The sequence below is a fragment of the Proteus sp. G2618 genome (genome assembly GCF_009915995.1).
Classification (GTDB): domain Bacteria; phylum Pseudomonadota; class Gammaproteobacteria; order Enterobacterales; family Enterobacteriaceae; genus Proteus; species Proteus terrae.
The window spans coordinates 148,380-174,813 of sequence record NZ_JAABNI010000026.1 but is presented as its reverse complement, the minus strand read 5'-3'; the positions used below and the strand labels follow the sequence as shown (position 1 = coordinate 174,813).

Sequence of the window (26,434 nt, the reverse complement as noted above, 5' to 3'; positions counted from 1 at the left end):
TCTATCAAAATACTTTTTAAATGCATCACTTTTCGCCTTATTTGGGCTTAAAAATAAATAAAGACTAATAAATTAGTCTTTATTTACTCATTTTATCGTTCACGTTCTAGAACTATTCTTTAGGAATATGCTTCACCAACACTTCTCTTAAAATAGAAAGTGAAACAGGTTTGGATACACAATCATTCATTCCGGCATTAATACAGCGTTGCTTCTCTTCGGCAATCGCATTCGCCGTTACTCCTATTACAGGCATAGCACTGCCCATTTCTCGTATATGTGTTGCCAACTGATAGCCATTCATATTCGGCATGTTGACATCTGTCAGAACGATATCAACATGATTCTTAGCTAAATACGTTAATGCATCACAACCATCTTCTGCTGTTGCTGTATTAAAACCAATTTTTTTCAGTTGATCGGTCAACAATAAGCGGTTTATTGGATGATCATCGACAATAAGGATAGTTAAAGTTTGCAAGCTACAATCTGTAGCTTGCTCCACCATCTCCGCACAATTTGCTTCAACTTTATTTTGTGGTAATTGCAGTATTATTTTTGTTAATTCATTTAGTTTATAAGTACTGCATACCCATATATTTTCAGCTATTTTCTTTGATGGCTCAAAGTAATGCTCATTGATCCTAATAAATTGGCTGTTATATTTTCTTGGTAGATCGTAGTCCGTAATAATAAAATCGTTTGAAGATATCACCACTTCTTCAGTAAGTAATTCACAGCTCAAACCGAAGTAACGAAGGTATCGACCAATAAAGCCTTCCAAATAAAGATTTTTAATGTCTATAAAACAACGAACATTACTTTCTTTATAAATATTCTGTTTAGAAGACGATTCTATTCCTTCTAAGGCACCATAAAGAGGTATACGAACCGTAAAGCGGCTACCAATATTTTCTTGGGAAACAACACTGATATCCCCATCCATTAAGTTGATCAGTTTTTCACAAATGGCCAAACCTAATCCAGTTCCCTCTGATGCACTTTCTGTATTTTGAGATACTTGGAAGAATGGCTCGAACAGCTCATGCAATGCTTTATCGCTAATACCTCTCCCTGTATCGTGAATATCAAAATAGAGATAATAATCATCTTTATAAAGATGTAAGGTAATACATCCAGTTGTGGTGAATTTAATACTGTTATTCAACAAATTAGAGATAACTTGTTGTACACGAACAGGATCGCTATTTACAATTTTTGGTACATCAGGTTCAATAAAACAGTAAATAGCCAAGTCTTTTTTCGCAATCAAAGGTAAATAGTTAGAAATAACAAACGAGAGTACTTGGCGACAATTAAATGGCTTAATATCAATTTTTAACTGTTTAGATTCAATTTTCGAGAAATCGAGGATATCGCTGATAATTTTTAGCAATAACGATGAAGAGTTATCCATCGTCTTTAGTAATCGAGATGTATCATCATTTTGTGTAAGCGACTGCAATAATTCTAGATTACCAATAATTCCATAAAGTGGTGTTCGTAATTCGTGGCTGACTGTTGCTAAAAACATCGATTTAGCTTGGTTAGCTTGCTCCGCAGCTGTCGCCATATTTTGTAGTGAGCGCTCCATTTTAACCCGTGCGCTAATATCCACTAAAACACAGATAGCCACATCCTCATTTTGATAACGTGAGTTAACAAAGCTTATTTGCAGATGATTACGATTGTTGGTCACTACATCGACCATATTGCTACTTTTCTCAGCAATAATAGAAAGAATATTTTGTTTATCGCTATGGCTAAGCAAACGAAAATAGTTGTGTGCTAGCTCGTTACTTAAGATGATCATTCCATCACGTATTCTAAGAATACTGATCCCGACTGGCGCTGATGCCACGATCTTATGGTTAAACTGTTCGTGTTCTTCTAGACGAGAGGCATTATTTTCGGCTGGAGAGAATATTTTTCTCTCAAAGATCCAGACGAAAATAAAAATCATAATGGCTGAGATAATATTTAAGATCAGCGCATTAAAAATCGTGAATTTAAATTCATTTAAAATTTGCTTGAGTGGTAATGAATACACCACACTAAAAGATGATGGTAATAATTTACGCTTAGCAACTAAATCACTAAAGTCTTCATCAAAGCCAAAATAAGGGGCGCTGACATCAGGAACCTGTTTAACGGTATGATAGTTGTTTTCTGCTGGATAGCTTAAAACTGTTGTATTTCTGCTATTAAGAAGATGAATTGAAATCACTCTATCTTTGGCAGGAGAAAAATATTCAAGACGAATAGCCCTTTCAATACCAATCAGGCCAATGAATTTACCTGAGGCATAAACTGGCGACATAACATATAAAATGCCACTATCCCCTTTTGCATCTGGCACTATCCAATATTGATTAACTTCTTTACCTTGTGCACGTTGATTAACATAGTTACGTGTATTTTCGTAAACCATTTTTTTCAACATTTCAGTATCAACAGGGGATGCTCGCAAAGGGAAGTTAATCATACACATGCTATGGGAGCCAACCATAAAGACTTGATTTATCCCTTGTAATGCCGGAGTGTTATCTTTCCAATAATATAAGATGCTGTTAAAAGAGCGGAAATAGTTGTTCGTTTGCCCTTTAAATAATTCACAATCTGCGGTGTCATTAAGTTTATGAAGAGAGAATGGCCCTTCATAAAATAATGAGTTTTTCATGCCCGGGTTTAAGTTAATTTGTTCTTGGTGACGTTCTGCGAGGTATTGTAAATCACGGATAGTGCCGGAGGTTTGCCTAAAGAAACTCAGAAGGTTGGTGTAGTTATTACTATACTCTTGCCGAATATCAGACTTGGTATCATTAAAGATATTGATGAGGTAAAACATGGTTAGCAATGCACCCATCGCCCACAACATGATACCTAATATCCGAAAAAGGTAGCGGGAAATTTTTAACGATGTTTTAAAGGACGAGAGATATCTCAAACAACCACCCTAATCAATATTCCTACCGCACAAGAAACTTATTCTATTCTAGCAGAAGTTACTGAATGTCTGAATGATATGATCTTTATCATCAGGATAATTTTTTCTGATAATAAACTGATCCTACCACATAAAAAAAGCAGGCAATTATGCCTGCTTTCTTTTATTTATACATCACAATAATGATAAATATTATTCTTCGTCCGCATCATCTGCTAAATTTGAATCAGGTGCTTCTGATGACTCTTCGCTAATAACTTCATTAACTTCATCGTCATCTAATGCATCATCCTCATCTTCAACGCGTTGCAAGCCAACGACCAACTCATCTTCTGTTGTACGAATTAAGGTAACACCTTGTGTATTACGTCCAACAATGCTGACTTCAGAAACGCGTGTACGAACTAATGTACCCGCATTAGTGATCATCATAATCTGATCAGTTTCTTCAACTTGAATTGCACCAACAACTTTACCGTTACGCTCACTCACTTTAATAGAGATAACGCCTTGTGTTGCACGATTCTTCGTTGGGTATTCGCTTTGAGCAGTACGTTTACCATAACCATTTTCAGTTACAGTTAAGATATCACCTTCACCACGAGGGATGATGAGTGAAACCACTTTATCGTCATCACTCAGTTTCATACCACGGACACCTGTCGCAGTACGACCCATTGGGCGAACACAATCTTCCGCAAAACGAACCACTTTACCTTCCGCAGAGAACAACATAACTTCGTTTGTGCTATCGGTTAAATCAACACCGATTAACTCATCGCCTTCATTTAAGTTAACGGCAATGATGCCTGCACTACGAGGACGACTGAAATCTTGCAGAGGCGTTTTCTTCACGGTTCCGCTTGCCGTTGCCATAAAGACAAACTTACCTTCTTCATACTCTCTTACTGGCAAAATAGCGGTAATTCGTTCATTTTGCTCAAGAGGTAATAAGTTGATAATTGGACGACCACGAGCACCGCGACTTGCTTCTGGTAACTGGTAAACTTTCATCCAGTAGAGACGACCACGGCTTGAGAAGCATAAAATCGTGTCATGGGTGTTAGCCACTAATAGACGATCGATAAAGTCTTCTTCTTTAATTCTTGCTGCTGATTTGCCTTTACCACCACGACGCTGTGCTTCGTAATCGGTAAGTGGTTGATATTTAACGTAGCCTTGGTGAGAAAGTGTCACAACAACATTTTCTTCATTGATCAAGTCTTCAATATTAATATCAGCCGTATTTTCAGTGATCTCAGTTCGGCGAGGATCGTTATACTGATCTTTAATCGCATTTAGCTCTTCACGAATGACTTCCATCAGACGTTCAGGGCTTCTTAAGATATGTAATAGCTCAGCAATTTGGAGTAATAACTCACGATATTCATCTAACAGTTTTTCATGTTCAAGACCGGTCAGTTTCTGCAAACGCAGATCTAAAATAGCTTGAGCTTGTTGCTCTGTTAGATAGTATTTACCGTCGTGCACACCATATTGTGGCTCTAACCATTCAGGGCGAGCAACGTTGCTGTCGCCAGCACGCTCTAACATGGTAGAAACGCTACCTAAATCCCAAGGTTGTGCAATTAATGCCGCTTTTGCTTCTGCTGGATTTGGTGCTTGACGGATCATTTCAATAACTGGGTCAATGTTCGCCAATGCAACAGCCAGTGCTTCTAAGATATGAGCACGGTCACGCGCTTTGCGTAATTCGTAAATAGTACGACGAGTAACAACTTCACGACGGTGACGAATAAAGGCAGAGATAATTTCTTTTAGATTTAATAATTTTGGCTGGCCTTGGTGAAGCGCAACCATATTAATACCGAAAGAAACCTGCATTTGTGTTTGTGAGAATAAGTGATTTAATACCACTTCACCCACAGCATCACGTTTGATTTCAACGACAATACGCATACCGTCTTTATCAGACTCGTCACGTAATCCGCTAATACCTTCAATACGCTTATCTTTAACAAGCTCTGCAATTTTTTCAATTAAACGAGCTTTGTTCACCTGATAAGGAATTTCTGTCACGATAATAGTTTCGCGACCTGTTTTCTCATCAGTTTCGATGTCAGCCTGAGCACGAATATAAATTTTTCCGCGACCAGTACGGTAAGCATCTAAAATTCCTCTACGACCATTAATAATAGCGGCAGTCGGGAAATCAGGCCCCGTAATATGTTCCATCAACTCTTCAATCGTGATGTCTTCGTTATCAACATAAGCAAGACAGCCGTCGATAACTTCGCCTAGGTTATGTGGAGGAATGTTTGTTGCCATCCCCACCGCAATCCCTGAAGAACCATTGACTAACAAGTTTGGAATACGGGTTGGCATTACTGCCGGAATATGTTCTGTTCCATCATAGTTAGGAACAAAATCAACCGTTTCTTTTTCCAAATCCGCCAGCAGTTCATGGGCGATTTTCGCCATACGAACTTCGGTATAACGCATTGCAGCCGCCGAGTCACCATCAACTGACCCGAAGTTACCCTGCCCGTCAACCAACATGTAACGCATAGAAAAAGGCTGTGCTAAACGAACAATCGTTTCATAAACAGCACTGTCACCGTGCGGGTGATATTTACCGATAACATCCCCAACAACACGGGCTGATTTTTTATAAGGTTTATTCCAATCGTTTCCTAGTACATTCATCGCGAAAAGCACTCGGCGGTGTACTGGCTTCAGTCCGTCTCGAACATCGGGTAATGCGCGTCCTACAATAACAGACATCGCATAATCCAAATATGAGCTTTTCAGCTCTTCTTCGATATTAACTGGTGTGATTTCTCTGGCAATGTCGCTCATGGAGCCACTGTCCCTCATACTACGGATTCAAAGGTTTAGAACTATACCACAAATCGCCAATTTTTGGAAAAAGGAAACAACTAAATTAATGATCCTTTCGCTATTCTCTTCGATTTCACCGTCTAACGTTGGTAGAATCATGGCAATATGAAAATAGGAGTAATACTTTCTGATGAATGATAAAACAACCTCTTTACATGCTAACGTGGATCAGCATGAAATCGACAAGTTTGAAAGCGTCGCATCACGGTGGTGGGATCTTGAAGGTGAATTTAAGCCATTACACCGCATCAACCCGCTAAGACTCAACTATATTCAAGAACGCGCAGACGGCCTATTCGGAAAAAAAGTCCTAGATGTTGGTTGCGGTGGCGGTATTTTGTCTGAAAGTATGGCATGTGTTGGGGCTGAAGTAACTGGCCTTGATATGGGTACAGAGCCATTACAAGTTGCACGTTTGCACTCGCTAGAATCGGGTATTCCGGTCACTTACATTCAAGATACAGTTGAAAACCACGCAAATGAAAACCCACAAACTTATGACGTCGTTACCTGTATGGAGATGTTAGAGCACGTTCCTGACCCTTCATCTGTTGTAAGAGCCTGTGCAAAACTGGTAAAACCTGGTGGACATGTTTTCTTCTCAACCATCAATCGTAATAAAAAAGCGTGGTTGATGCTGGTGGTAGGTGCGGAGTATATTCTGAATATGGTACCTAAGGGCACACATGATGCTAATAAGTTTATTCGCCCATCAGAATTACTTAGTTGGGTTGATGAAACCGATTTGCGTAGCAAAAATATGATTGGTTTACATTATAACCCGATTACTGACAAATTCCGATTAGCGCCAAATGTCGATGTGAACTATATGGTGCACACACAATCGACACATAACTCGAATTCGTGAAACTGAAAGTTTGATTTGGTTTAATAAAACATCAAACGATCACATTTTTTAAAATTGACTTTACATCGTTGTCACTTGAATTTGTGTTTCTTACTGCCTGTATTTATGCAGGGTACAGGCAGTTGTTAAAAAAATTATCCCCTATTTATCCACAGAAACAATCAGATTTGTACACTTGATCAATCGCTCAATTACCTTTATCTTGTTATCACCATTTGAACCAACCCCTATATATTGTGTTTCCTTAAATTTCACACCACAAGACTCCTTGGCACAAATTGTCATCGGGAGCGTTTTTTTGCGGTATAAAATTTCAGGTAACACTAATGCAAGAAAGGTGCATCGCTCATGAATCACAGCCTGCTCGTCACAAAACGTGATGGTCATAAAGAACGCATTGACTTAGACAAAATTCACCGTGTTATCACCTGGGCCGCAGAAGGTCTAGAAAATGTCTCTGTATCTCAAGTTGAATTACGTTCTCAGATTCAGTTTTATGATGGTATCAAAACTGCTGATATCCATGAAACGCTGGTAAAAGCTGCTGCGGACTTAATCTCTGGTGAAACACCTGATTATCAGTACCTCGCTGCCCGTCTTGCCGTATTTAATTTACGTAAAAAAGCGTATGGCCAATTTGAGCCACCAACACTGTATGATCACGTTAAAAAATTAGTCGATTTAGGCAAATATGATCGCCATCTTCTTGAAGATTACACACAAGAAGAGTTTGAACAGATGAATAACTTTATTGTTCATCAACGTGATATGAACTTCTCCTACGCTGCGGTTAAACAATTAGAAGGTAAATACTTCGTTCAAAACCGTATTACAGGTGAAATTTACGAAAGCGCACAGTTTTTATATGTTTTAGTTGCGGCTTGCTTGTTCTCTCGTTATCCACAAGCAACACGTATGGACTATATCGAACGTTTCTATAATGCGATTTCAACCTTTAAAATCTCATTACCAACACCAATCATGGCAGGTGTAAGAACACCAACTCGTCAATTTAGCTCTTGTGTATTAATTGAGTGTGACGACAGCCTTGATTCTATCAATGCGACATCAAGTGCCATCGTGAAATATGTTTCTCAACGTGCGGGTATCGGTATCAATGCGGGTCGTATTCGTGCATTAGGTAGTGCTATTCGTAATGGTGAAGCATTCCATACGGGATGTATCCCTTTCTATAAACACTTCCAGACTGCGGTAAAATCTTGCTCGCAAGGTGGTGTTCGTGGTGGCGCAGCAACCTTGTTCTACCCATTATGGCATTTAGAAGTTGAAAGCCTGCTGGTGCTGAAAAACAACCGTGGTGTTGATGATAACCGTGTTCGCCATTTAGATTACGGCGTTCAATTAAATAAATTAATGTATGAACGTTTAATCAAAGGGCAGGATATTACTTTATTTAGCCCTTCTGATGTCCCTGGTCTATACGATGCATTCTTTGCTGATCAAGATGAATTTGAACGTTTATATGTGCAATACGAGAAAGATAAGAGCATCCGCCAAAAACAAGTTAAAGCAGTTGAGTTATTCTCATTAATGATGCAAGAACGAGCATCAACTGGCCGTATTTACATTCAGAACGTTGACCACTGTAATACACATAGCCCATTTGATCCGGCAATTGCACCAATTCGTCAATCGAATTTATGCTTAGAAATTGCACTACCAACTAAACCATTAAATGATATTAAAGATCCTAATGGTGAAATTGCACTGTGTACATTATCTGCATTTAACTTAGGCGCAATTGAAAATCTTGATGATTTAGAAGAACTTGCTCGTTTAGCCGTTCGTTCTTTAGACGCGCTGTTAGATTACCAAGATTATCCAATCTTAGCGGCAAAACAAGGTGCAATGGGCCGTCGTACCTTAGGTATTGGTGTTATTAACTTTGCTTATTATTTAGCAAAACACGGTGTTCGCTACTCTGATGGTAGTGCAAATAACTTAACTCATCGTGCGTTTGAAGCAATTCAATACTATTTATTAAAAGCATCTAATGAATTAGCGAAAGAACAAGGTGCATGCCCATGGTTTAATGAAACCACTTACGCTGACGGTATTTTACCTATTGATACCTACAAAAAATCATTAGATGTACTGACAAAAGAACCTCTGCATTACGATTGGGAAAGTTTACGCAAAGACATTAAAGAGCACGGTTTACGTAACTCAACACTGTCTGCACTGATGCCATCAGAAACATCTTCACAGATTTCTAATGCAACAAATGGTATCGAACCACCGCGTGGTTATATCAGTATTAAAGCCTCTAAAGACGGTATTTTACGTCAAGTGGTTCCTGAGTATGAGCGTTTGAAAGGCGCTTATGAATTACTATGGCAAATGCCAAGTATTGAAGGTTACTTGCAGTTAGTGGGCATCATGCAGAAATTCGTTGACCAAGCCATTTCAGCGAACACTAACTACGATCCTACTCGTTTCCCTAGCGGTAAGGTTCCAATGAACCAACTGCTGAAAGATTTGCTGCTCGCTTACAAATATGGTGTGAAAACACTTTATTATCACAATACCCGTGACGGTGCAGATGATGTACAGGGTGATCTGGAAGAAGTCGTTGAGACGGAAGATTTAGATTGTGAAGGCGGCGCGTGTAAAATTTAATTGAGGAAGCTATGTCTTATACTACTTTTTCACAAGTTAAAAATGATCAACTTCAGGAGCCCATGTTTTTTGGGCAACCTGTTAACGTAGCGCGTTATGATCAGCAAAAATATCCTATTTTTGAAAAGCTAATTGAAAAACAGCTCTCCTTCTTCTGGCGTCCAGAAGAAGTGGACGTTTCTCGTGATCGCATTGACTACAATGCATTACCTGATCATGAAAAACATATTTTTATTAGCAACTTAAAATATCAAACGCTGTTGGATTCGATTCAAGGCAGAAGCCCTAACGTGGCATTCTTACCTTTGATCTCGATCCCAGAGTTAGAGACATGGGTTGAAACATGGTCATTCTCTGAAACCATTCACTCACGCTCTTATACTCATATTATTCGTAATATCGTTAATGATCCGTCAGTTGTGTTTGATGATATCGTTGAAAATGAAGAGATTTTAAAACGTGCTCGTGATATTTCTTCTTACTATGACGAGTTAATCAAGCTGACAAATCTTTATCACATGTATGGTGAAGGCGACCATCAAGTTAAAGGTAAAACAATTCACGTCACATTACGTAAATTAAAGAAACAGCTTTATCTGTGCTTAATGAGCGTCAACGCACTAGAAGCAATCCGCTTCTATGTTAGCTTTGCTTGTTCATTTGCCTTTGCTGAACGTGAACTGATGGAAGGTAACGCGAAGATCATCCGACTAATTGCTCGTGACGAAGCGCTACACTTAACAGGTACACAACACATGCTGAATTTACTGCGTTCAGGTCAAGATGATCCTGAAATGGCAGAAATTGCAGCAGAATGTGAGCAAGAGTGTTATGACCTGTTCGTTGAAGCTGCTGAGCAAGAAAAAGAGTGGGCTGAATACCTATTCTCTGAAGGCTCGATGATTGGTTTAAATAAAGATATCCTTTGCCAATATGTTGAATATATTACAAATATTCGCATGCAAGCAGTGGGTCTTAAATTACCATTTAAAGCGCGCTCTAACCCTATTCCATGGATCAACGCATGGTTAGTGTCTGACAACGTTCAAGTTGCACCTCAAGAAGTTGAAGTCAGTTCTTACCTCGTGGGTCAAATCGATTCACAAGTTGATACTGATGATTTAAGCAACTTTGAATTGTAATACTGAGAAATAACACCGATACGTTATGGCATCTCATAAAGTGACCCTGCTGATGCAGGGTCTTTCAAAACCTTTAGAATTTCATACTGACACCCACCCCTCTTTGCTTGATGCATTAGAACATGGGAAAGTCCAAGTCGAATACCAATGTCGCGAAGGCTATTGTGGCTCTTGTCGTCTGCGCCTAGTGAAAGGCAAGGTTTGTTATCGCAATGAACCTTTAGCATTTATCCAACCTGATGAAATCTTACCTTGTAGCTGTCATCCCATCAGTGATATTGAAATAGAAATTTACTCTAAATAATTTGAATTATCTTAATTTGAGCTTTTTTCTAACACTCTTGTTCAACTTTGACTAAGGTTAAGTTAACACGATAAAAAAAGGAAAAGCATTATGAAATTAAAGTCTATTTTCTCAGTCATTGCTATTTCTACATCAATTCTGCTTGTTGCAGGCTGTTCAAGTCCACAAAAAATAGAAACAGTAAATGGGGAAACAATTTTAACGACGGATAAACCCCAAGAAGATGAAGCAACTGGATTAATTACCTACAAAGATTCAGAAACCGGACAGATTAAACAGATTAATCGTGATCAAATAAGACGAATGGTAGAGCTTGACGATTAATGCTCTTATAAACCCTTCTCTTAAAGCGCCAATTCATATTTATGATTGGCGTTTTTTTATTCACAAAACCCTTTCTTGTAAACTAATCATTACACTATACGTAATTAAAATTTGACAGAATTTTACCATTCTTATACTCTGCTTTTTAAATAAATAAAATAGTCTAGTGAACAGAGGATCTTGTGAAGAATCGCACTATAGGCAGTGTTTTTATTGTTGCAGGAACAACAATTGGGGCTGGTATGCTGGCAATGCCATTAGCTGCCGTGGGTATTGGCTTTAGCACGATGATGTTATTGCTTATTGGCTTATGGTTATTGATGAGCTATACCGCATTACTGCTGGTGGAAGTTTATCAATACAACGATCCTCATACAGGTCTCGGCTCTATCGCAAAACGCTATCTCGGTGTAGGTGGTCAAGTTATCACTGGCCTCGCACTGTTGCTATTAATGTATGCATTAACGACCGCTTATATTAGTGGTGCAGGTGAACTACTTTCGGCTACCCTTTCATCTTGGATTGGTCATGAGCTTTCTATCACTCAAGGTATTATTATCTTTACAGTGATTGGCGGAGCTGTAGTAGGAATTGGTACAACATCGGTCGATATGATTAATCGCCTATTATTTACCGCAAAAGTCTTTTTCCTTATATTCATGCTGATTGTGATGTTACCTCACGTTGAGTCGGTAAACTTGACCTCAATGCCTGTAGAATATGGACTTATCCTTTCTGCGGTTCCTGTTATTTTTACCTCATTTGGTTTCCACGGTAGTGTGCCAAGTATCGTAAGTTACATGAATGGCGATATTAAAAAGCTACGTATTATCTTTATTATTGGTAGTGCTATTCCGCTTGTTGCTTATATCTTATGGCAAATTGCCACATTAGGTGCCATCCCAACAAATACTTTTATGGGAATTATGGCGCAGCAATCGGGATTAAATGGCTTACTGACGGCTATTCGTGATGTTGTTGCTACACCTCGCGTGAATATTGCAGTTAACCTATTTGCTGCATTGGCTTTAGCTACTTCATTCCTTGGTGTTGCATTAGGGCTATTTGATTATCTTGCAGATCTCTTTAAGCGTAGCAATCGCGCTACTGGGCGCATGCAATCAAGCCTGTTAACCTTTGTTCCACCTTTGGTTTGTGCGCTTTATTTCCCTAACTTTGTGCAAGCATTAGCTTATGCGGCTATTGCACTGTCAATTTTAGCATTACTTCTACCGGCTTTATTAGTATGGAAAGTCAGACAAGAACGAAATGGTACTGATAAATACAAAGTTAAAGGTGGGAAAAATGCATTAGGTCTTGTATTTACTTGTGGCCTGGTGGTTATTGGTATTCAAGTCGCCATCACTTTTGGTTTATTACCTCAAGTTGGCTAACTCCCTTTCTTATAGGCGACAAAAAAGCAGGTGCTGATTTTAGACACCTGCTTTTTTTGATTCAGATATAGCGTCTAGATTAGAAACTTAAACCGGCACCCACATAGAAACCATCAGCTAATTTATTATTACTTCTATTATGTGAGTTTTCGATTTCAATCACGCGATAACCAGCATTAACATGCAATGGTTTAAATACCGTTAATTGTGCACCCACATCAGCTTCATAATAAGATTTGCTACCAGAGGTTAATCCTTCAGGAGATGCATAGGCTTCGCCATACACACTTAAAGAAGGCAGAACATTCCAGTTAAGACCCACACCACCCGCTAAAGCAGCACCATCATCACCATTTTTGGGTGCTAAATAAAGTGCTTTACCACCAACACTTGCTGAAAAAGGCCCTAATGGCAGAGCAAACTTTGCACCTAGGCTACCTAATTGACCATCATGATCACTACGAGCCCAGTTACCATTAAAAGAAAGACCCGCATTAGGATTGCCTAATCCTGCGCGAACGTCTGTATAATGCTCACCCGCTTGAATATTCATTGATACCGCATTGGCATTTGCCGCCATAAATAGTGTACTTATAGCGCCGACCAATAAATATTTTTTCATTGTTATTACCCCAGCAAATAATTGTCCTAACTTATAATTATACAACAAATTTATTAAACAACTTGACTCAAAATTGAAAGATAATCTGTAGAATTTTCAATCTATGTAAATAAGTTACATCTATCAATATTATTGGTCTAATTGGTTTTATTAATGGATTTAATATTGCTAAAGTGGAATTACAGTCAATATTAACCATAATAAATATAAGGCTGTTCGCTTCGTTTTATTCACACATGCTATTTTTTTAGATCGTTTACTATTTCATAAACTGGAGATATGTGATGGAAAAGAAAAAGCTAACAACGGCGTCAGGCGCACCTGTTGTAGACAATAATAACTCAATGACAGCAGGCCCTCGTGGTCCGATGTTACTTCAAGATGTCTGGTTTTTAGAAAAACTAGCTCACTTTGATCGTGAAGTTATTCCAGAAAGACGTATGCACGCAAAAGGCTCTGGTGCTTTTGGTACATTTAAAGTCACTCACGATATTACGAAATATACTCGCGCTAAAATTTTCTCTAAAGTGGGTAAAAAAACAGAAATGTTTGCTCGCTTTTCAACTGTTGCTGGTGAAAGAGGTGCCGCAGACGCCGAACGCGATATTCGTGGCTTTGCGTTAAAATTTTATACTGAAGAAGGTAATTGGGATATGGTGGGTAATAACACTCCTGTTTTCTACCTTCGCGATGCGCTGAAATTCCCAGACTTAAACCACGTTGTAAAACGTGATCCTAAAACCAACCTACGCAATATGGCATATAAATGGGATTTCTTCTCTCATTTACCAGAAGCTTTACACCAATTAACTATTGATATGAGTGACCGTGGTTTACCACAAAGCTATCGTTTTATTCACGGTTTTGGTAGCCATACTTATAGCTTTATTAATAAAGATAATGAGCGTTTCTGGGTTAAATTTCACTTCCGTTGCCAACAAGGTATTAAAAACTTGATGGATGATGAAGCTGAGACTCTGGTTGGTAAAGATAGAGAAAGCTCACAACGTGATTTATTTGATGCGATTGAACGCGGTGATTTCCCTCGCTGGAATTTACAAATTCAAGTGATGCCAGAAAAAGAAGCGTCAAAAGTCCCTTATAATCCTTTCGATTTAACTAAAGTTTGGCCTCATGCTGACTATCCATTAATTGATGTGGGCTATTTCGAGCTAAACCGTAACCCTGAAAACTATTTTTCTGATGTAGAGCAAGCAGCATTTAGCCCTGCCAACATTGTTCCGGGCATTGGCTTCTCCCCAGATAAGATGTTACAAGGTCGCCTATTCTCTTATGGTGATGCTCACCGTTATCGTTTAGGTGTTAATCATCATCAAATCCCTGTGAATGCGCCACAATGCCCATTCCATAATTATCATCGTGATGGTGCAATGCGTGTTGATGGTAATAGTGGTAGCGGTATTACTTATGAGCCCAATAATGGTGGTATGTTCCAAGAACAGCCTAATTTTAAAGAGCCACCATTATCAATTGAAGGTGCTGCAGATCACTGGAACCATCGTGAAGACGAAGATTATTTCAGCCAACCTCGCGCACTGTATGAATTACTGAGTGATGAAGAGCATCAACGTATGTTTTCTCGCATCGCAGGTGAATTAATTCAAGCAAGTAAAGATACACAAAAACGTCAAATTGCCTTATTTAAGAAAGTTCATCCTGAATATGGTGCTGGTGTTGAAAAAGCAATGAAAGCATTAGCAAAAAAAGACGCTAAATAACCGTATAATAAGAAGCCCTGTGAGCAACTCGGCAAAAATAATAAGGCGCCTTCGGGCGCCTTTTTCTAATAATCTTTAGGACTTATTGTCTATTTTATGCTCATCATTTTAACCATGACGAACAGAAATTCAAATTACTTTTATCTACCTTTTATATTAGAAATAGAATTTTGATAGGAGGATCGACAAACACACCATTATTACTTCAACAATTGCCCTTTCATCCATTGTTGTACTTGTTTACGAGAGATTTTTATTCCCCCATTTTTAAGGCTTTCAGGAAGTTGTAAGCAAGCAACAGGTCTTTGAAATCCGGCTAATCGGGAGTGATACCACTGTGGTAATTGATTAATGATTTCAATATCAGCATCAACAACTGCAACCGGACGTTGTCCAAATTCGGCATCATCGATAGGGACAACAAAAGATTGGCTAACACTTGGATGTGTATTAAGAATTTTTTCAATATCTTCCGGTTGGATCCCTTCGCCAGCACTGAAAAAAAGATTGTCCAAACGGCCTAAAACACACCATTCTTCGGCACTAAAACAACCTTTATCTTGTGTTGAATACCAACCATCAGCCGTAAGCGATAGCGGTTTTAATTGACCATCAAACCAATACCCTAGTGCAACACTGTCAGACATTATCTGGAGTTCATCATCCACTAACCTAACTTCTTTGCCTTTTAGTGGAAGTCCTACTCCCGCTTTACCATCTGCACGCTTGGCACAAACGGTTGATGCCATTTCCGTCATACCGTAGCCACACCAGCATTGAATTCCCCAATGTTCTGCTTCTTGCGTTAGCTCAATAGGGATCATTGCTCCGCCTAATAAAACAGATTTTAGGGTAATAGGTTGTTGATTATCTTGTTGCGCTCTATTTTGTAAGAAGCGCCATAATTGTGTGGGAACTAAAGAGGCATGAGTACAACCTTGCAAAGCATCTACAAAAGGATGCATTTCGCGCACCACCAGCGTTGCTCCGCGTAATAACCAGCGCCAAAGTATACCTTGTCCTGAAACGTGAAATAGAGGCAAAGAGAGTAACCAACTATCCCCTTTTTCCAAAGGCATTAATGATAAAACACCCATTGCACTGCAAAGATGTGCGTCAAAGGTGTGTACCGCGGCTTTAGGCAAACCTGATGAGCCTGATGTCAAAATAAGTGTTGCCATACGAGATGGCGTCCATAGGACATCATTTACTGTTTGAGTTTTATATTGACGTGACGTGTTATCTAACTCCACACCACTAAGATCAAGCAATGTTGCATTTAAATCTAGCGGTGTTTCACTCAAATCAGCATAAAAATCAATGCCTAAGTGAGGTAATAATTCATCAAGTAAAGATTTTGGAAGCTGTGGATTTAAAGGTAATACCTTTGCACCACATTGAAAAACAGCGAGCAATGCGAAAACAAGATTAATGTGATTTTTTCCACGTAACAACACAGTGTTTTGTGTATCAACACCTTGTTTAGCAAAATTATTAGCTAACTGATTTATATGACAACTTAGTTGTTGCCATGTAATTGGTGAAACACCTGAAATGATGGCCGTTTCATTTGGGTATAATTGTGCCCAGTGATGCCACGGCCATTGTTTAAATGGAACTACTGTTGCCATACTGTCTCTAGCTGTTCAAGAGAGATAAGCGGAATGTCCACATTTGGCCAAGAACGAATAAGTTGTTGTTTAATCAAATCAACAGTATCGAGCCCCGGAATACTATTAGGTGTTAACCATTGTGCAATTCTGGCTAATTGAGTGAGTCCGAAACTACTTTCAATACTTGAACTGATAATAGCATCTAACCCCAACGCATTGGCTTGTTTAATAAGCATTTGACAGCGTTCAAGACTTCCCACTAACGTAGGCTTAATAACAATCGTTGTTACACCAGGTTGTAGTTTTACTTCAAAACCATCATCACGCACCGTTTCATCCCAAGCGATGTTAATACCTGTTGCTTGAGAAAAAGCCAGTGACTCTTCTGGTGTTTTGCAAGGCTCTTCTAAAAACGCAATACGGTCACGCCATTGCGGATTAACATACTTTGCAAAGCCTTCTGCTTTTGCTGGTGTCCAGCTTCGATTGGCATCAAGTCTTAGTTTTAAGTCAGGGATAGCTTCTAATAACAGGTTAACAACGATCCCATCACGCACTGCTTCATATAAGCCAACCTTGATTTTAGCGACCTTTTCACCTTCCATATCATTAAGGCTTAAAATCAAATCATCAGGATCGCCATTACATAAAGGTGCGGCACGATAATTCGCATCTTGTGGCAATGTACCTTCCAGCTCTGCTAATGCACAGCTAATACCAAAAGCCACACTTGGCAGTTCACTATGAACAGGGTTTTCACCCGCGCACCAAGCTGTTAACCAAGATTGTGCAGCTTCTTGTGCTTGTTCTAAAGTTTCACGGCTAAACTCAGGAAGAGGTGAAATTTCACCCCACCCTTGTTTGCCATTTTGCTCTAAACAGACAAGAAAACCATCACGCGTTTTTAGCCTTTGATAGCGCAGAACAACGCCTGCATCTACAGGTAGGCTGAATGAATAGAGTTTGGCGTTTCGCATTATGGGTTACGTTTAAATCGAGTGAAATCAGGTTGACGTTTTTCGTTAAAGGCGTTGCGACCTTCTTGACCTTCATCAGTCATATAGAACAGCATAGTTGCATTACCCGCTAATTCTTGAAGGCCAGCTTGACCATCACAATCTGCATTTAATGCAGCTTTCAAGCAACGTAATGCCATTGGGCTATTTTCTAGCATTTCACGACACCAGCGTACTGTTTCTTTTTCAAGATCTGCGTAAGGAACAACAGTGTTAACCAAGCCCATTTCTAATGCTTCTTTTGCATCATATTGACGGCATAAGAACCAAATTTCGCGTGCTTTCTTTTGACCAACAATGCGAGCCATATAAGAAGCGCCCCAGCCACCATCAAAAGAACCAACTTTAGGGCCAGTTTGACCAAAAATAGCGTTTTCAGCAGCGATAGTTAAGTCACACATCATATGAAGTACATGACCACCACCGATAGAATAACCTGCAACCATTGCTACAACAGGTTTTGGACAAGTACGGATTTGGCGTTGGAAATCTAGCACATTCAGGTGATGAGTACCGCTATCATCGCGATATCCGCCGTAATCGCCACGAATTTTTTGGTCGCCACCTGCACAGAATGCTTTTTCACCCGCACCCGTTAAAATGATAGTACCAATTGTGTCATCATAACGTGCATCAGCTAATGCTTGGATCATCTCTTTCACTGTCAAAGGACGAAAAGCATTACGCACTTGCGGGCGGTTAATCGTAATTTTTGCAATGCCATCGACTGATTTATGATAAAGGATATCTTCAAAACCTTCAGAACAATCCTGCCATTCAATCGGTGCATATAATTTTTCTTCGCTCGGGTAAAGCATAATTAGGTTCCTTTAACCAAAGAGGGATAAAACATGATTTATCACCGCAGCATAAGCAACAGGCTGTGCCTGATGGGCATTATGACCAGCATGCGGGATAGTCGTTAATGGCAGCGAATATTGCTGCGCAATAGATTGAAATTTATTATCTTTTTCACCACAAAGCCAAATAAATGGCAAAGTGAGTTGCTGTAATTCTGTAACAAGCCAAGGCTGATTACCTAAAGAAAGTGTTTCTAAACTTTCTGCAATACAAAAACCCGCATTACGGCAACGTTTTTCAACGAATAACTGGCGTTTATCATCACTTAAATCGGCAAATACCGGTTGCTGATACCACTGTGTTAATACGTCTCTGATAGGCTCATTACGAAAACGTTCAGCCCAGCGTTTATCATGTGCAAGGCGGCTTTGTCTTTCCGTTGCATCATATAACCCCGGATTTCCGCCCTCCACAATCAATCCCATTAATCCTGTAGTATCGCCAAAACACGCGTGATACATAGAGATTCTGCCACCTAACGAGTAGCCAATTAACCAATAATGGTTAATACCTTGCTCTTTAAGTGTGTCTGTTAGCAATGCACTAACTTCAACAAAATCTTTCGCACTGATAGAAGCAGAACCACCATGACGAGGCAAATCAATCACAAGTGATGGATATTCATGGCAAGCCTGGATCACAGGCTCCCATTCACAACCTTCACCTAATAGCCCATGCAACCAAACTAACCAAGGCCCTTCATTATGGGTATTATATCGCTGACATGCTAAAGTCATGAGATGTTACCTGTTTTACCAGCTGATTTAATGTTTTTGCACCATCAGTATCATCAACAATTAATTCAATTAATGTCGTTGTTGGCGCCCCTGTCCAGCACGCCTGAACAGTCGTTAACAGTGCATCCCAATTTGTTGGTGATACATAATGCAAGCCAAACATTGCGGCTGCATGTTTGAAATTTAATGAGTGAGGCATACAGTAAAAACGTTCTCGTTCTGCCTCTGGCGTTGGTAGCATTGAGAATATTTGCCCACCGTTATTATTCACTACGATAATAACATTAGGCGCATAGACTTGTTGATGCAACGCTAGACTATTTAAATCATACAGTGCTGATAAATCGCCTAATATTGTTAATGTTGGCTTTTCTGTTGCACGATGAACACCCGCAGATGTTGAAATCAAACCATCAATACCACTCGCACCTCGATTGCTCATCACAGGATAACCTTCAGGCAACTGAGCAAATGCATCGATTAATCGTACTATCAGACTATTGCCAACAAATAACTGCCCATCATTAGGAAGTAATTTATCTAATCGGTGCGCAACCTGTGCTTCACCGAAATAATCCGTTATTTCACTGACTTTTTGATAGGTTTGTTTGGCTATATTAGTTAATACATTTGTCCACGGTGAATTATCAACCGCAGGATGTGCCGTTAACCACTGCATCGGTGGTAATGTAAATTTCTCACCTTGATGATGACCAGGATCTAATCGTCCCGGAATAGGATCAATAATCCAATACGTTTTTGGCGAACATCCTACTTGCCATTGTAATAAGCGTTTGCCTGTTAAACTTGAACCAAATTGAATAACGATTTCAGCTTTATTTAATTCTGATTTTATCTGTGGATTATTCAACCATAAATCGGCACAAGGTAACGGTTGCCCAGTTTGTGATAATACATCACCCAATAAAGGCCAACCTAATTGTGAAGCCCATTTTGCGACTTCAACACCCTCTTCTGGGCTAATACGTCCTGCAATAACCACACCTTTTTTTTGACGCAATGCATTCCACTGAGAATGCATAGTGGCAGAGGTAAAAAGTGTTTCTTGTAGCCACGGTTTATCACTTTGCCACCAATCCCCTAAAGCTTCAGTCCATGGAGTCGATGTTTCAACATCATCACCATATAAAGGTTCTGCAAAAGGGCAATTGACGTGTAATGCACCATGAACCAATGTATTCATGGCATTATCAAGGGTAGAAACTAACCAGCTTGCAGAAATATCTGCTGTTGGCCTTGGTAACGAGAGTGTCTGTGAAGGATGCGTTGCAAAAATACTTTGCTGGCGAATAGCTTGGTTTGCACCACAATCAATTAATTCGGGCGGTCTATCCGCGGTTAAAAAGACAACACGCTCACCCGTTAATCCGGCTTCAATTAACGCAGGATATAAATTGGCAACGGCGGTTCCCGATGTCACGATCACAGCGACAGGCTCTTTAGTTGCTTTTGCGAGACCCAAAGCTAAATGACCAAGACCACGCTCATCAAAATGCGTATGGCAGACTAATTTTTGATTGGCAGCCGCCGCAAGTGTTAAAGGGGTCGAACGAGATCCGGGGGCAATACAGATATGGCGTAAGCCATGACGAGTCAAAGTTTCGAGTATAACTTTAGCCCATTGGCGATTAAACGAACTATTAGACATTGATCATCCCAACAACGAAAACCTGCAATTGCTATTATAATATCTGTTCCTAAATACTTTTCCTTAGCCTAGTTCAATGAACAGAAGTTTTCGTTAAATAAATCGTTAAAGAAAACACTCAAAAAGTGCATTATTTAGGCTAATCATCCACTCTATTTTCAATGAGCTCTTTTTTATCGTTAAGAATAGGAATAAATAGCGCTAGTGTTCTAAAGGATAGCATCAATTAGTTAACAATTAGCAGTGGTTATTTGAAGAGTAGCACTAAATAACTGACTTTAAAAAACTACTCATCAAATTTTGATTATTTCGCTGGTATTATTTATTCAAACTGAGATTATCTGTAAGAAATTAATTCTCTTTTTCCAGCAATGTGCGTAAACCTGCCGCTTTATTTTCGATTTCAGTCCACTCTTGCTGAGGATCAGATCCTGCAACAACTCCTGCACCAGCGTATAAAGTCAATGCATCATCGTGCAACTCACCACAACGTAAACTGACCGCAAATTCGGCATGAGGGAGAGATAAATATCCCGCAGAGCCCGCATACCAACGACGCTCAAAAGGTTCATGCTTACGAATAAATGCACGCGCGACACTTCTTGGTAAGCCACATACGGCTGCGGTTGGCTGTAATCGCTTTAAGCAATCGATGTCATCAGAGTCAATTAATTTACCATGTATATAGCGACGAAGATGTTGCACTTTACGCAACCGGATAACATCCGCGGGTGAAACATCAATACCGTCAACTCCACCTTGTAATCGTTGGCAAATATCATCAACTACAACCAGATTTTCATGTTGATTCTTCTTATCATTCATCAACCAATCTGCAAATTCAGTAGCTTGTTGCTCGTTATCAGAACTCGCGACTGTACCCGCTAACGCTTCGGTATAAAGCATCAACTCATCACGCTTATATAATCTTTCTGGGGTTGATCCCATAAATGCATCTGAAGGTGAAAACGCCAGCATATAGTGATAGCAATGATGATTAACATCACGGCTCGCTTTCATAAATTGGATCGCTTTCAGCGGGTTATCTAGAGTTAAGCATGTCGCTCTTGCAGGGACAACTTTTTCAAATAAACCTTGGCTAATTTCATCTAAGGCAATATTGAGATAGTGAGTCCACTGCTCTTGCGTTAAAGAGTGATTAACATGAGTAACAGAAACAGAAAGCGGTTCAATTTCTACAGCTTGATTTAATGTTTGCAGAAAATCCAATGTATTTTGCTTATCACCTTCATCCAACATATTTAGATGAACAGAAAGCTGTTGCTGGTGGCGCCTAATCTCAATGCGAGGCAAAAAAAGGTAGGCATCATCGCCTTTTATTTTATCAATGCGGCCTGGAATAATGGTATCCCATGCATTTAAGCCCCAAATACGCACATCATCACTGTCTGCATCACAATGATGTAAACCTAAAAATTGGCAAGCATCTTGAATATGATTAAAACAGCGTAATTGCCCACAAGCGGCGACTTCTTCATGCTCATCGCGATGTTGCCAATAAAATTGGGGATAATGCGACTGTGCAGCAAGCCATGAGAGCAATGAAAATGAAACCTCTGATGGCAAGGTGACTTTCAAATGTAAAAGATTACCTTGTGCTGTCAGATTTATATTTTTAACTTTTTCGTACAGTGTCGAAAACACAGGATTAACCTTTTCCACTCCAAATACCCACAACTAATTAAAAGGAAGATTATACGTCTCTATACAAATTATCAAAGGGTTGATTAATTATAACCTTTGTCATTTATCAAAGTTTTGTATTTTTCATGTTACAAAGTAGATGTATTAATCTAAAAACTTAAATCGTGAACAAATCATTTTAAGGCTGAACTGTATAGGCGAAAAACATTATACATAAGAGGGGTTATATGGATACAACCATCTTTGAACAAGTAGATAAATTTATCGAAGTGCCCGATGTTCCTAAAGTTGCACTCAGTTTAATATTAGGAATAGATATCGAAAATGGCCGATTACCGGGAATTGTAACTGCTCCTGATTTAATTAAGATAAAATCTTATATTAATAAAGCGCTTTCACTTCCTTACAAATTAGATGATGTAATAGATTTTATTGGTTACAACCAAATAAGCATACAACAACTTTTACCAGAAAACATTTTATCTCTTTTTATCAAAATACGAGAGCATGCCTTAGAATGGAATAAGATAGAATATTCAATAAAACAACAAGCAATTGATTTAGAAATTATTGGTAGAGAAATTACTTCTACAGGTGAAAATATTATTTCATTTATTAATCAAATGCCGTTACTTACTAAAATATCAACAACCATGCATGATCTTTCTGAGCAAGAGTTAGCCAACATCAAATATACCTCTCAAGATAAACAAGTTTCCATTCAACTTATTCATATATTAGAAAGTATGAAAGAAGATATTGAAACTGAGCGAGATAAAACACTTAAATTAAAAGAGAACTTATCCACGTTCAGAAGTAAAATTATGGGTGAAAAAGACAGTAAAAATGTAACTCATCACTCTATTTATCATGAAATTCTTAATAAAAAGAGACTCATTAATGAATTTTATAATAAAAATAATCCTCTATTAAGTGATGAACGTAATTTACTGATTGAAGATATTTCAATACTGAAAGAAGAATATAAAAACTATGTTATCCTTGCTTTTACAGGGCTTGCTGCGGGCATTATCGGCGTTATTATTACTGGTGGAATTTTTGGTTCAAAAGCTGAAAATATTCGTAAAAAAAGAAATCAATTAATTGATAAAGTAAAAAGCCTCAATAAAGAGATAGATATTTACACCAACCTATCACTACATTTAAATTCACTTTATATTGAACTGGAAGAGATACAACAACTTATCGAAGATACAAATATGGCACTAGAGCATATTGAATATGTTTGGCAAGCCATATTAACGGAAATAGAAGCATCAATTAATAATTTCAACAAAATAAACAATACATTAGAACTTATTAAGTTTAGTATTTACCTAGAAAAAATCATTTCACCTTGGTATATGGTAATTGGTTATTCAAAAGAGATCTTAATCTCTTTCGATAATGCTCTCTCTTCTTTTTACTCCTCAAATTAACAAAGGGAATTGTTATGAATAATAATGAAACTCACATCATCTCAGAAATATCTTTTGAACATAATAAACTCTTTCATGCATATAAAAACATTCTTCACTTAAGTAATAATAAGTGTTATATGAATAATGATTTTGACAATGAGCTAACCTTATTCTTAGAGAAAAACAATAAAAATATTGAGAGTATCATTTATTTTTCTCTAGTATTAAAAAGTCGATTAAGACAAAAATTACTTAATAATACATTTAAAACCATTAATGAAATTGATGAAGAGATAAAAAAGGAAACTCTTGATGTAGAGTTAAAATTAAAACTGGAAGTAGAAAAAAAAGAGATCATAGATCTATATCTAAACGAGATAAACGAAACAAGCACTATAATTAGTGAACATAATTTATTTCTATCAATGGAAATAAAGCGACTTAAAAAACATTTTATCACTCATAAGGTCACACCCTTTATCACTGATAAAAAGGATTTTATTAACCAACTAACAAAAAACATTTCAACTTTAGAGATAGATTCAGAAAAAACGAAGCAAGAACTGAATATCATTCGAGAAAGTGAAGCGCTTCTAAATAAAAGATATTTTCTCAACCTCTTCAAAAGTTCTATTCCGTCAAAGTCAGAAATAGAAGAACTCAATATTGAACCTAACGAGAAAAACCTGTTATCTTCATTGATAGAAATACTTAATAATTTATTTTCAACCTTAAATCATGGTTTTTCTTATACTAAAATCGTTGAAACTCGTCACCAATTAACGGCAAATTACCTAGAGCAAATTAAACAACTCAACCAATTAAGAAACAAAAAGCAAAATGCCCTATTTGTTCTAAAACACTACTATAAACTAATTGATATCGACTATTACCTAAGAGTTTTTATTGAACAATTAGAACGATTAAACAAATATTGGAATAATATTAATTTACAATTTTACGAGCTAAAAAATAATATTTTATTAACAGAAGATATTATTATCCCTCTATTTTCATTCTTAGATGATTTCTCTCTATATTACGATACTTCAGAAAAGATAAACAGTAATACACCTTAGCTAAAAAAACGGCTCTATAATAAAGAGCCGTTTTACTACCTTATTATCTAATAATATCGATTAATTTACTGCTGGAGCAATAATCGCAAAATTAGTTAATTCAATAAGTGGTTGTGGCCATACACCTAATGCAATAACAACAATTGCACAGATTAGTGCAACAAATGTTGCCATATTTTGTGATGTTGTTGAAATAGCTGGAGTGTTGTCATTGTCAGGTTTACGTAAGAAGACAATAGCCGCAGCACGTAGGTAGTAGAATAAACCAATAGCACTACCTAACACAACCATACCTGTTAACCACCATAAGCTTGAGCTGATACCTGCAATGATGACATATAGTTTACCAATGAAGCCTAATGTAATTGGTACACCTGCCAGTGATAACATCATCAGCGACATCACCACCGCAACCACAGGACGACGCCAGAATAACCCGCGGTAATCTTCCAGTGAATCCATTTCGCTCTCACGATAAGGACTTGAAGCTACTGCAATAGCACCAAACGCCCCTAAGCTTGCAAACAAGTAACCTGCTAAATAAATTTCAGCTGTTTCTTGTGCTAATACAGGACTGTATTGCAATACAATTAATGCCACTAGCAGATAACCAAGGTGCGATACTGAAGAGTAACCCAGTAAGCGCTTCACGCTCTTTTGCGTTAACGCCATGATGTTACCAAATAAGATAGAGGCAATTGCCATGAAACCTAAGATCATTCGTAAGGTTTCACTATCCGCAGCGGGTGCTTCAAGGAATAAACGCATAACAACAGCGAAAATACCAATCTTACTTGCTGTCGCTAAGAACGCGCCAGTTGGTGCTGGTGCGCCTTGGTAAACATCGGGTGTCCACAGTTGGAATGGGAATAAAGATAATTTAAAGCCAATTCCCACTAACATCATACCTAAACCTGCGAGTACTAATGGTTTATGGATATTACTATCACTTAAACTCTGTCCCATTGCGGTAAAGGAGAGGTTTCCTGCTTCTGCATAGAGAAGTGCCATGCCAAACAGTAAAAAAGAAGATGCAGCTGCTGAAAGCAGCATATATTTAATACCTGCTTCCAAAGAAGGACGTTGTTGGAATGCATAACCGATAAGACCAAACAGCGGTAATGTCAGTAATTCAATACCAATAAACATCGATGCGAAGTGGTGAGCCGAAGAGAGTAAAATCCCCCCAATGACCGCAATCGCAATCAGCAAATAAAATTCTTCTTTGTTATCTTGATAGCCTTCTAACCAAGGATAAGCAAAAGCTATAGTTCCAATACCAGAAAGGATCACTAGCGCGGTAAAGAAGCTAGAGTATCCATCAACATGGTAAAGCGTGGTAACGTCCACTACGCCTAATGCATTAACGTAATAGAGTGATCCCAGCGCAATGATGAAACCCGTTGCTGTCAAAGTGGCAATAGTAAAATGATCGCGTCGCCACGCAATGGACAGCATCACAACCACCACCGTCAATCCGACGATCAATAGCGGTAGCATTGCGATCAATTGTTCAGGAGTTATTGTCATG

At 38.5% G+C, this 26,434-nt stretch carries 19 protein-coding genes; 9 read left to right on the top strand and 10 right to left on the bottom strand.

Annotated features, from left to right (window positions below; all coding sequences use genetic code 11):
* Positions 1 to 112: 112 nt before the first annotated feature.
* Positions 113 to 2,947 (bottom strand): two-component system sensor histidine kinase RcsC, encoded by a 2,835-nt coding sequence (rcsC, locus tag GWJ01_RS17340; RefSeq protein ID WP_161711378.1) that lies wholly within the window; start codon positions 2,945 to 2,947, stop codon positions 113 to 115.
* A 192-nt stretch (positions 2,948 to 3,139) separates the two neighbouring features.
* Complete coding sequence (gene gyrA, locus GWJ01_RS17335; protein WP_075670684.1) at positions 3,140 to 5,767, bottom strand: DNA topoisomerase (ATP-hydrolyzing) subunit A; 2,628 nt, start codon at positions 5,765 to 5,767, stop codon at positions 3,140 to 3,142.
* A gap of 172 nt (positions 5,768 to 5,939) precedes the next feature.
* On the opposite strand from gyrA, the gene ubiG reads away from it, so the two are divergent.
* The 6 genes from ubiG to tyrP all read left to right on the top strand — a co-directional run bounded on the left by ubiG (position 5,940) and on the right by tyrP (position 12,481).
* Entirely contained in the window at positions 5,940 to 6,677 is a 738-nt protein-coding gene (ubiG, locus tag GWJ01_RS17330; RefSeq protein WP_109393073.1) for a bifunctional 2-polyprenyl-6-hydroxyphenol methylase/3-demethylubiquinol 3-O-methyltransferase UbiG, read from the top strand.
* Between the two features lie 348 nt (positions 6,678 to 7,025).
* Positions 7,026 to 9,317, top strand: coding sequence for a class 1a ribonucleoside-diphosphate reductase subunit alpha (nrdA, locus tag GWJ01_RS17325; protein ID WP_109401828.1), 2,292 nt, complete (start codon positions 7,026 to 7,028; stop codon positions 9,315 to 9,317).
* 11 nt (positions 9,318 to 9,328) lie between these two features.
* Entirely contained in the window at positions 9,329 to 10,459 is a 1,131-nt protein-coding gene (gene nrdB, locus GWJ01_RS17320; RefSeq protein ID WP_109393071.1) for a class Ia ribonucleoside-diphosphate reductase subunit beta, read from the top strand.
* A gap of 25 nt (positions 10,460 to 10,484) precedes the next feature.
* On the top strand, positions 10,485 to 10,763 hold the full coding sequence (gene yfaE, locus GWJ01_RS17315; RefSeq protein WP_161711377.1) for a class I ribonucleotide reductase maintenance protein YfaE: 279 nt from the start codon (positions 10,485 to 10,487) through the stop codon (positions 10,761 to 10,763).
* Positions 10,764 to 10,853: 90 nt separating this feature from the next.
* Positions 10,854 to 11,087 (top strand): YgdI/YgdR family lipoprotein, encoded by a 234-nt coding sequence (locus GWJ01_RS17310; RefSeq protein WP_036935606.1) that lies wholly within the window; start codon positions 10,854 to 10,856, stop codon positions 11,085 to 11,087.
* Positions 11,088 to 11,269: 182 nt separating this feature from the next.
* Positions 11,270 to 12,481: a tyrosine transporter TyrP gene (tyrP, locus tag GWJ01_RS17305; RefSeq protein WP_161711376.1), complete on the top strand. Its 1,212-nt coding sequence runs from the start codon at positions 11,270 to 11,272 to the stop codon at positions 12,479 to 12,481.
* A 79-nt stretch (positions 12,482 to 12,560) separates the two neighbouring features.
* On the opposite strand, the gene GWJ01_RS17300 is transcribed toward tyrP, so the two are convergent.
* On the bottom strand, positions 12,561 to 13,103 hold the full coding sequence (locus GWJ01_RS17300; RefSeq protein WP_109393068.1) for a YfaZ family outer membrane protein: 543 nt from the start codon (positions 13,101 to 13,103) through the stop codon (positions 12,561 to 12,563).
* Between the two features lie 284 nt (positions 13,104 to 13,387).
* On the opposite strand from GWJ01_RS17300, the gene GWJ01_RS17295 reads away from it, so the two are divergent.
* The gene (locus GWJ01_RS17295) at positions 13,388 to 14,842 is read left to right on the top strand and encodes a catalase (RefSeq protein WP_098942372.1); all 1,455 of its coding nucleotides are present in this window, start codon (positions 13,388 to 13,390) and stop codon (positions 14,840 to 14,842) included.
* A gap of 200 nt (positions 14,843 to 15,042) precedes the next feature.
* On the opposite strand, the gene menE is transcribed toward GWJ01_RS17295, so the two are convergent.
* From menE to GWJ01_RS17265, 6 genes are all read right to left on the bottom strand, one after another.
* Entirely contained in the window at positions 15,043 to 16,473 is a 1,431-nt protein-coding gene (menE, locus tag GWJ01_RS17290) for an o-succinylbenzoate--CoA ligase (RefSeq protein WP_161711375.1), read from the bottom strand.
* On the bottom strand, positions 16,461 to 17,432 hold the full coding sequence (menC, locus tag GWJ01_RS17285; RefSeq protein ID WP_161711374.1) for an o-succinylbenzoate synthase: 972 nt from the start codon (positions 17,430 to 17,432) through the stop codon (positions 16,461 to 16,463). Before menC ends, menE begins: the two co-directional genes overlap by 13 nt.
* Complete coding sequence (menB, locus tag GWJ01_RS17280) at positions 17,432 to 18,289, bottom strand: 1,4-dihydroxy-2-naphthoyl-CoA synthase (protein ID WP_075670662.1); 858 nt, start codon at positions 18,287 to 18,289, stop codon at positions 17,432 to 17,434. The genes menC and menB overlap by 1 nt, the downstream gene beginning before the upstream one ends.
* A gap of 12 nt (positions 18,290 to 18,301) precedes the next feature.
* Positions 18,302 to 19,069: a 2-succinyl-6-hydroxy-2,4-cyclohexadiene-1-carboxylate synthase gene (gene menH, locus GWJ01_RS17275; protein WP_161711373.1), complete on the bottom strand. Its 768-nt coding sequence runs from the start codon at positions 19,067 to 19,069 to the stop codon at positions 18,302 to 18,304.
* Positions 19,044 to 20,738 carry a 2-succinyl-5-enolpyruvyl-6-hydroxy-3-cyclohexene-1-carboxylic-acid synthase gene (gene menD, locus GWJ01_RS17270; protein WP_109401832.1) on the bottom strand — a complete coding sequence of 565 codons (1,695 nt, stop codon included), beginning with the start codon at positions 20,736 to 20,738 and terminating at the stop codon, positions 19,044 to 19,046. Before menD ends, menH begins: the two co-directional genes overlap by 26 nt.
* A gap of 351 nt (positions 20,739 to 21,089) precedes the next feature.
* Positions 21,090 to 22,421 carry an isochorismate synthase gene (locus GWJ01_RS17265; protein WP_109401833.1) on the bottom strand — a complete coding sequence of 444 codons (1,332 nt, stop codon included), beginning with the start codon at positions 22,419 to 22,421 and terminating at the stop codon, positions 21,090 to 21,092.
* Between the two features lie 209 nt (positions 22,422 to 22,630).
* Between GWJ01_RS17265 and GWJ01_RS17260 the strand changes: the two genes are divergently transcribed.
* Together GWJ01_RS17260 and GWJ01_RS17255 are read left to right on the top strand one after the other, a co-directional pair.
* Positions 22,631 to 23,842 (top strand): alpha-xenorhabdolysin family binary toxin subunit A, encoded by a 1,212-nt coding sequence (locus tag GWJ01_RS17260; RefSeq protein ID WP_161711372.1) that lies wholly within the window; start codon positions 22,631 to 22,633, stop codon positions 23,840 to 23,842.
* 14 nt (positions 23,843 to 23,856) lie between these two features.
* Entirely contained in the window at positions 23,857 to 24,903 is a 1,047-nt protein-coding gene (locus tag GWJ01_RS17255) for an alpha-xenorhabdolysin family binary toxin subunit B (RefSeq protein ID WP_109401835.1), read from the top strand.
* A gap of 60 nt (positions 24,904 to 24,963) precedes the next feature.
* On the opposite strand, the gene nuoN is transcribed toward GWJ01_RS17255, so the two are convergent.
* A complete protein-coding gene (gene nuoN / locus GWJ01_RS17250; protein ID WP_109401836.1) occupies positions 24,964 to 26,433 on the bottom strand; it encodes an NADH-quinone oxidoreductase subunit NuoN in 1,470 nt (489 codons plus the stop codon).
* Between the last annotated feature and the right edge of the window lies 1 nt (position 26,434).

Coding starts and splice junctions, on each gene's coding strand:
- gyrA (WP_075670684.1), bottom strand. CDS start 5,767: ATGAGCGACATTGCCAGAGAAATCACACCAGTTAATATCGAAGAAGAG.
- GWJ01_RS17260 (WP_161711372.1), top strand. CDS start 22,631: ATGGATACAACCATCTTTGAACAAGTAGATAAATTTATCGAAGTGCCC.
- menE (WP_161711375.1), bottom strand. CDS start 16,473: ATGGCAACAGTAGTTCCATTTAAACAATGGCCGTGGCATCACTGGGCA.
- nuoN (WP_109401836.1), bottom strand. CDS start 26,433: ATGACAATAACTCCTGAACAATTGATCGCAATGCTACCGCTATTGATC.
- menH (WP_161711373.1), bottom strand. CDS start 19,069: ATGACTTTAGCATGTCAGCGATATAATACCCATAATGAAGGGCCTTGG.
- menC (WP_161711374.1), bottom strand. CDS start 17,432: ATGCGAAACGCCAAACTCTATTCATTCAGCCTACCTGTAGATGCAGGC.
- yfaE (WP_161711377.1), top strand. CDS start 10,485: ATGGCATCTCATAAAGTGACCCTGCTGATGCAGGGTCTTTCAAAACCT.
- ubiG (WP_109393073.1), top strand. CDS start 5,940: ATGAATGATAAAACAACCTCTTTACATGCTAACGTGGATCAGCATGAA.
- menB (WP_075670662.1), bottom strand. CDS start 18,289: ATGCTTTACCCGAGCGAAGAAAAATTATATGCACCGATTGAATGGCAG.
- GWJ01_RS17300 (WP_109393068.1), bottom strand. CDS start 13,103: ATGAAAAAATATTTATTGGTCGGCGCTATAAGTACACTATTTATGGCG.
- menD (WP_109401832.1), bottom strand. CDS start 20,738: ATGTCTAATAGTTCGTTTAATCGCCAATGGGCTAAAGTTATACTCGAA.
- nrdB (WP_109393071.1), top strand. CDS start 9,329: ATGTCTTATACTACTTTTTCACAAGTTAAAAATGATCAACTTCAGGAG.
- GWJ01_RS17310 (WP_036935606.1), top strand. CDS start 10,854: ATGAAATTAAAGTCTATTTTCTCAGTCATTGCTATTTCTACATCAATT.
- GWJ01_RS17295 (WP_098942372.1), top strand. CDS start 13,388: ATGGAAAAGAAAAAGCTAACAACGGCGTCAGGCGCACCTGTTGTAGAC.
- GWJ01_RS17255 (WP_109401835.1), top strand. CDS start 23,857: ATGAATAATAATGAAACTCACATCATCTCAGAAATATCTTTTGAACAT.
- nrdA (WP_109401828.1), top strand. CDS start 7,026: ATGAATCACAGCCTGCTCGTCACAAAACGTGATGGTCATAAAGAACGC.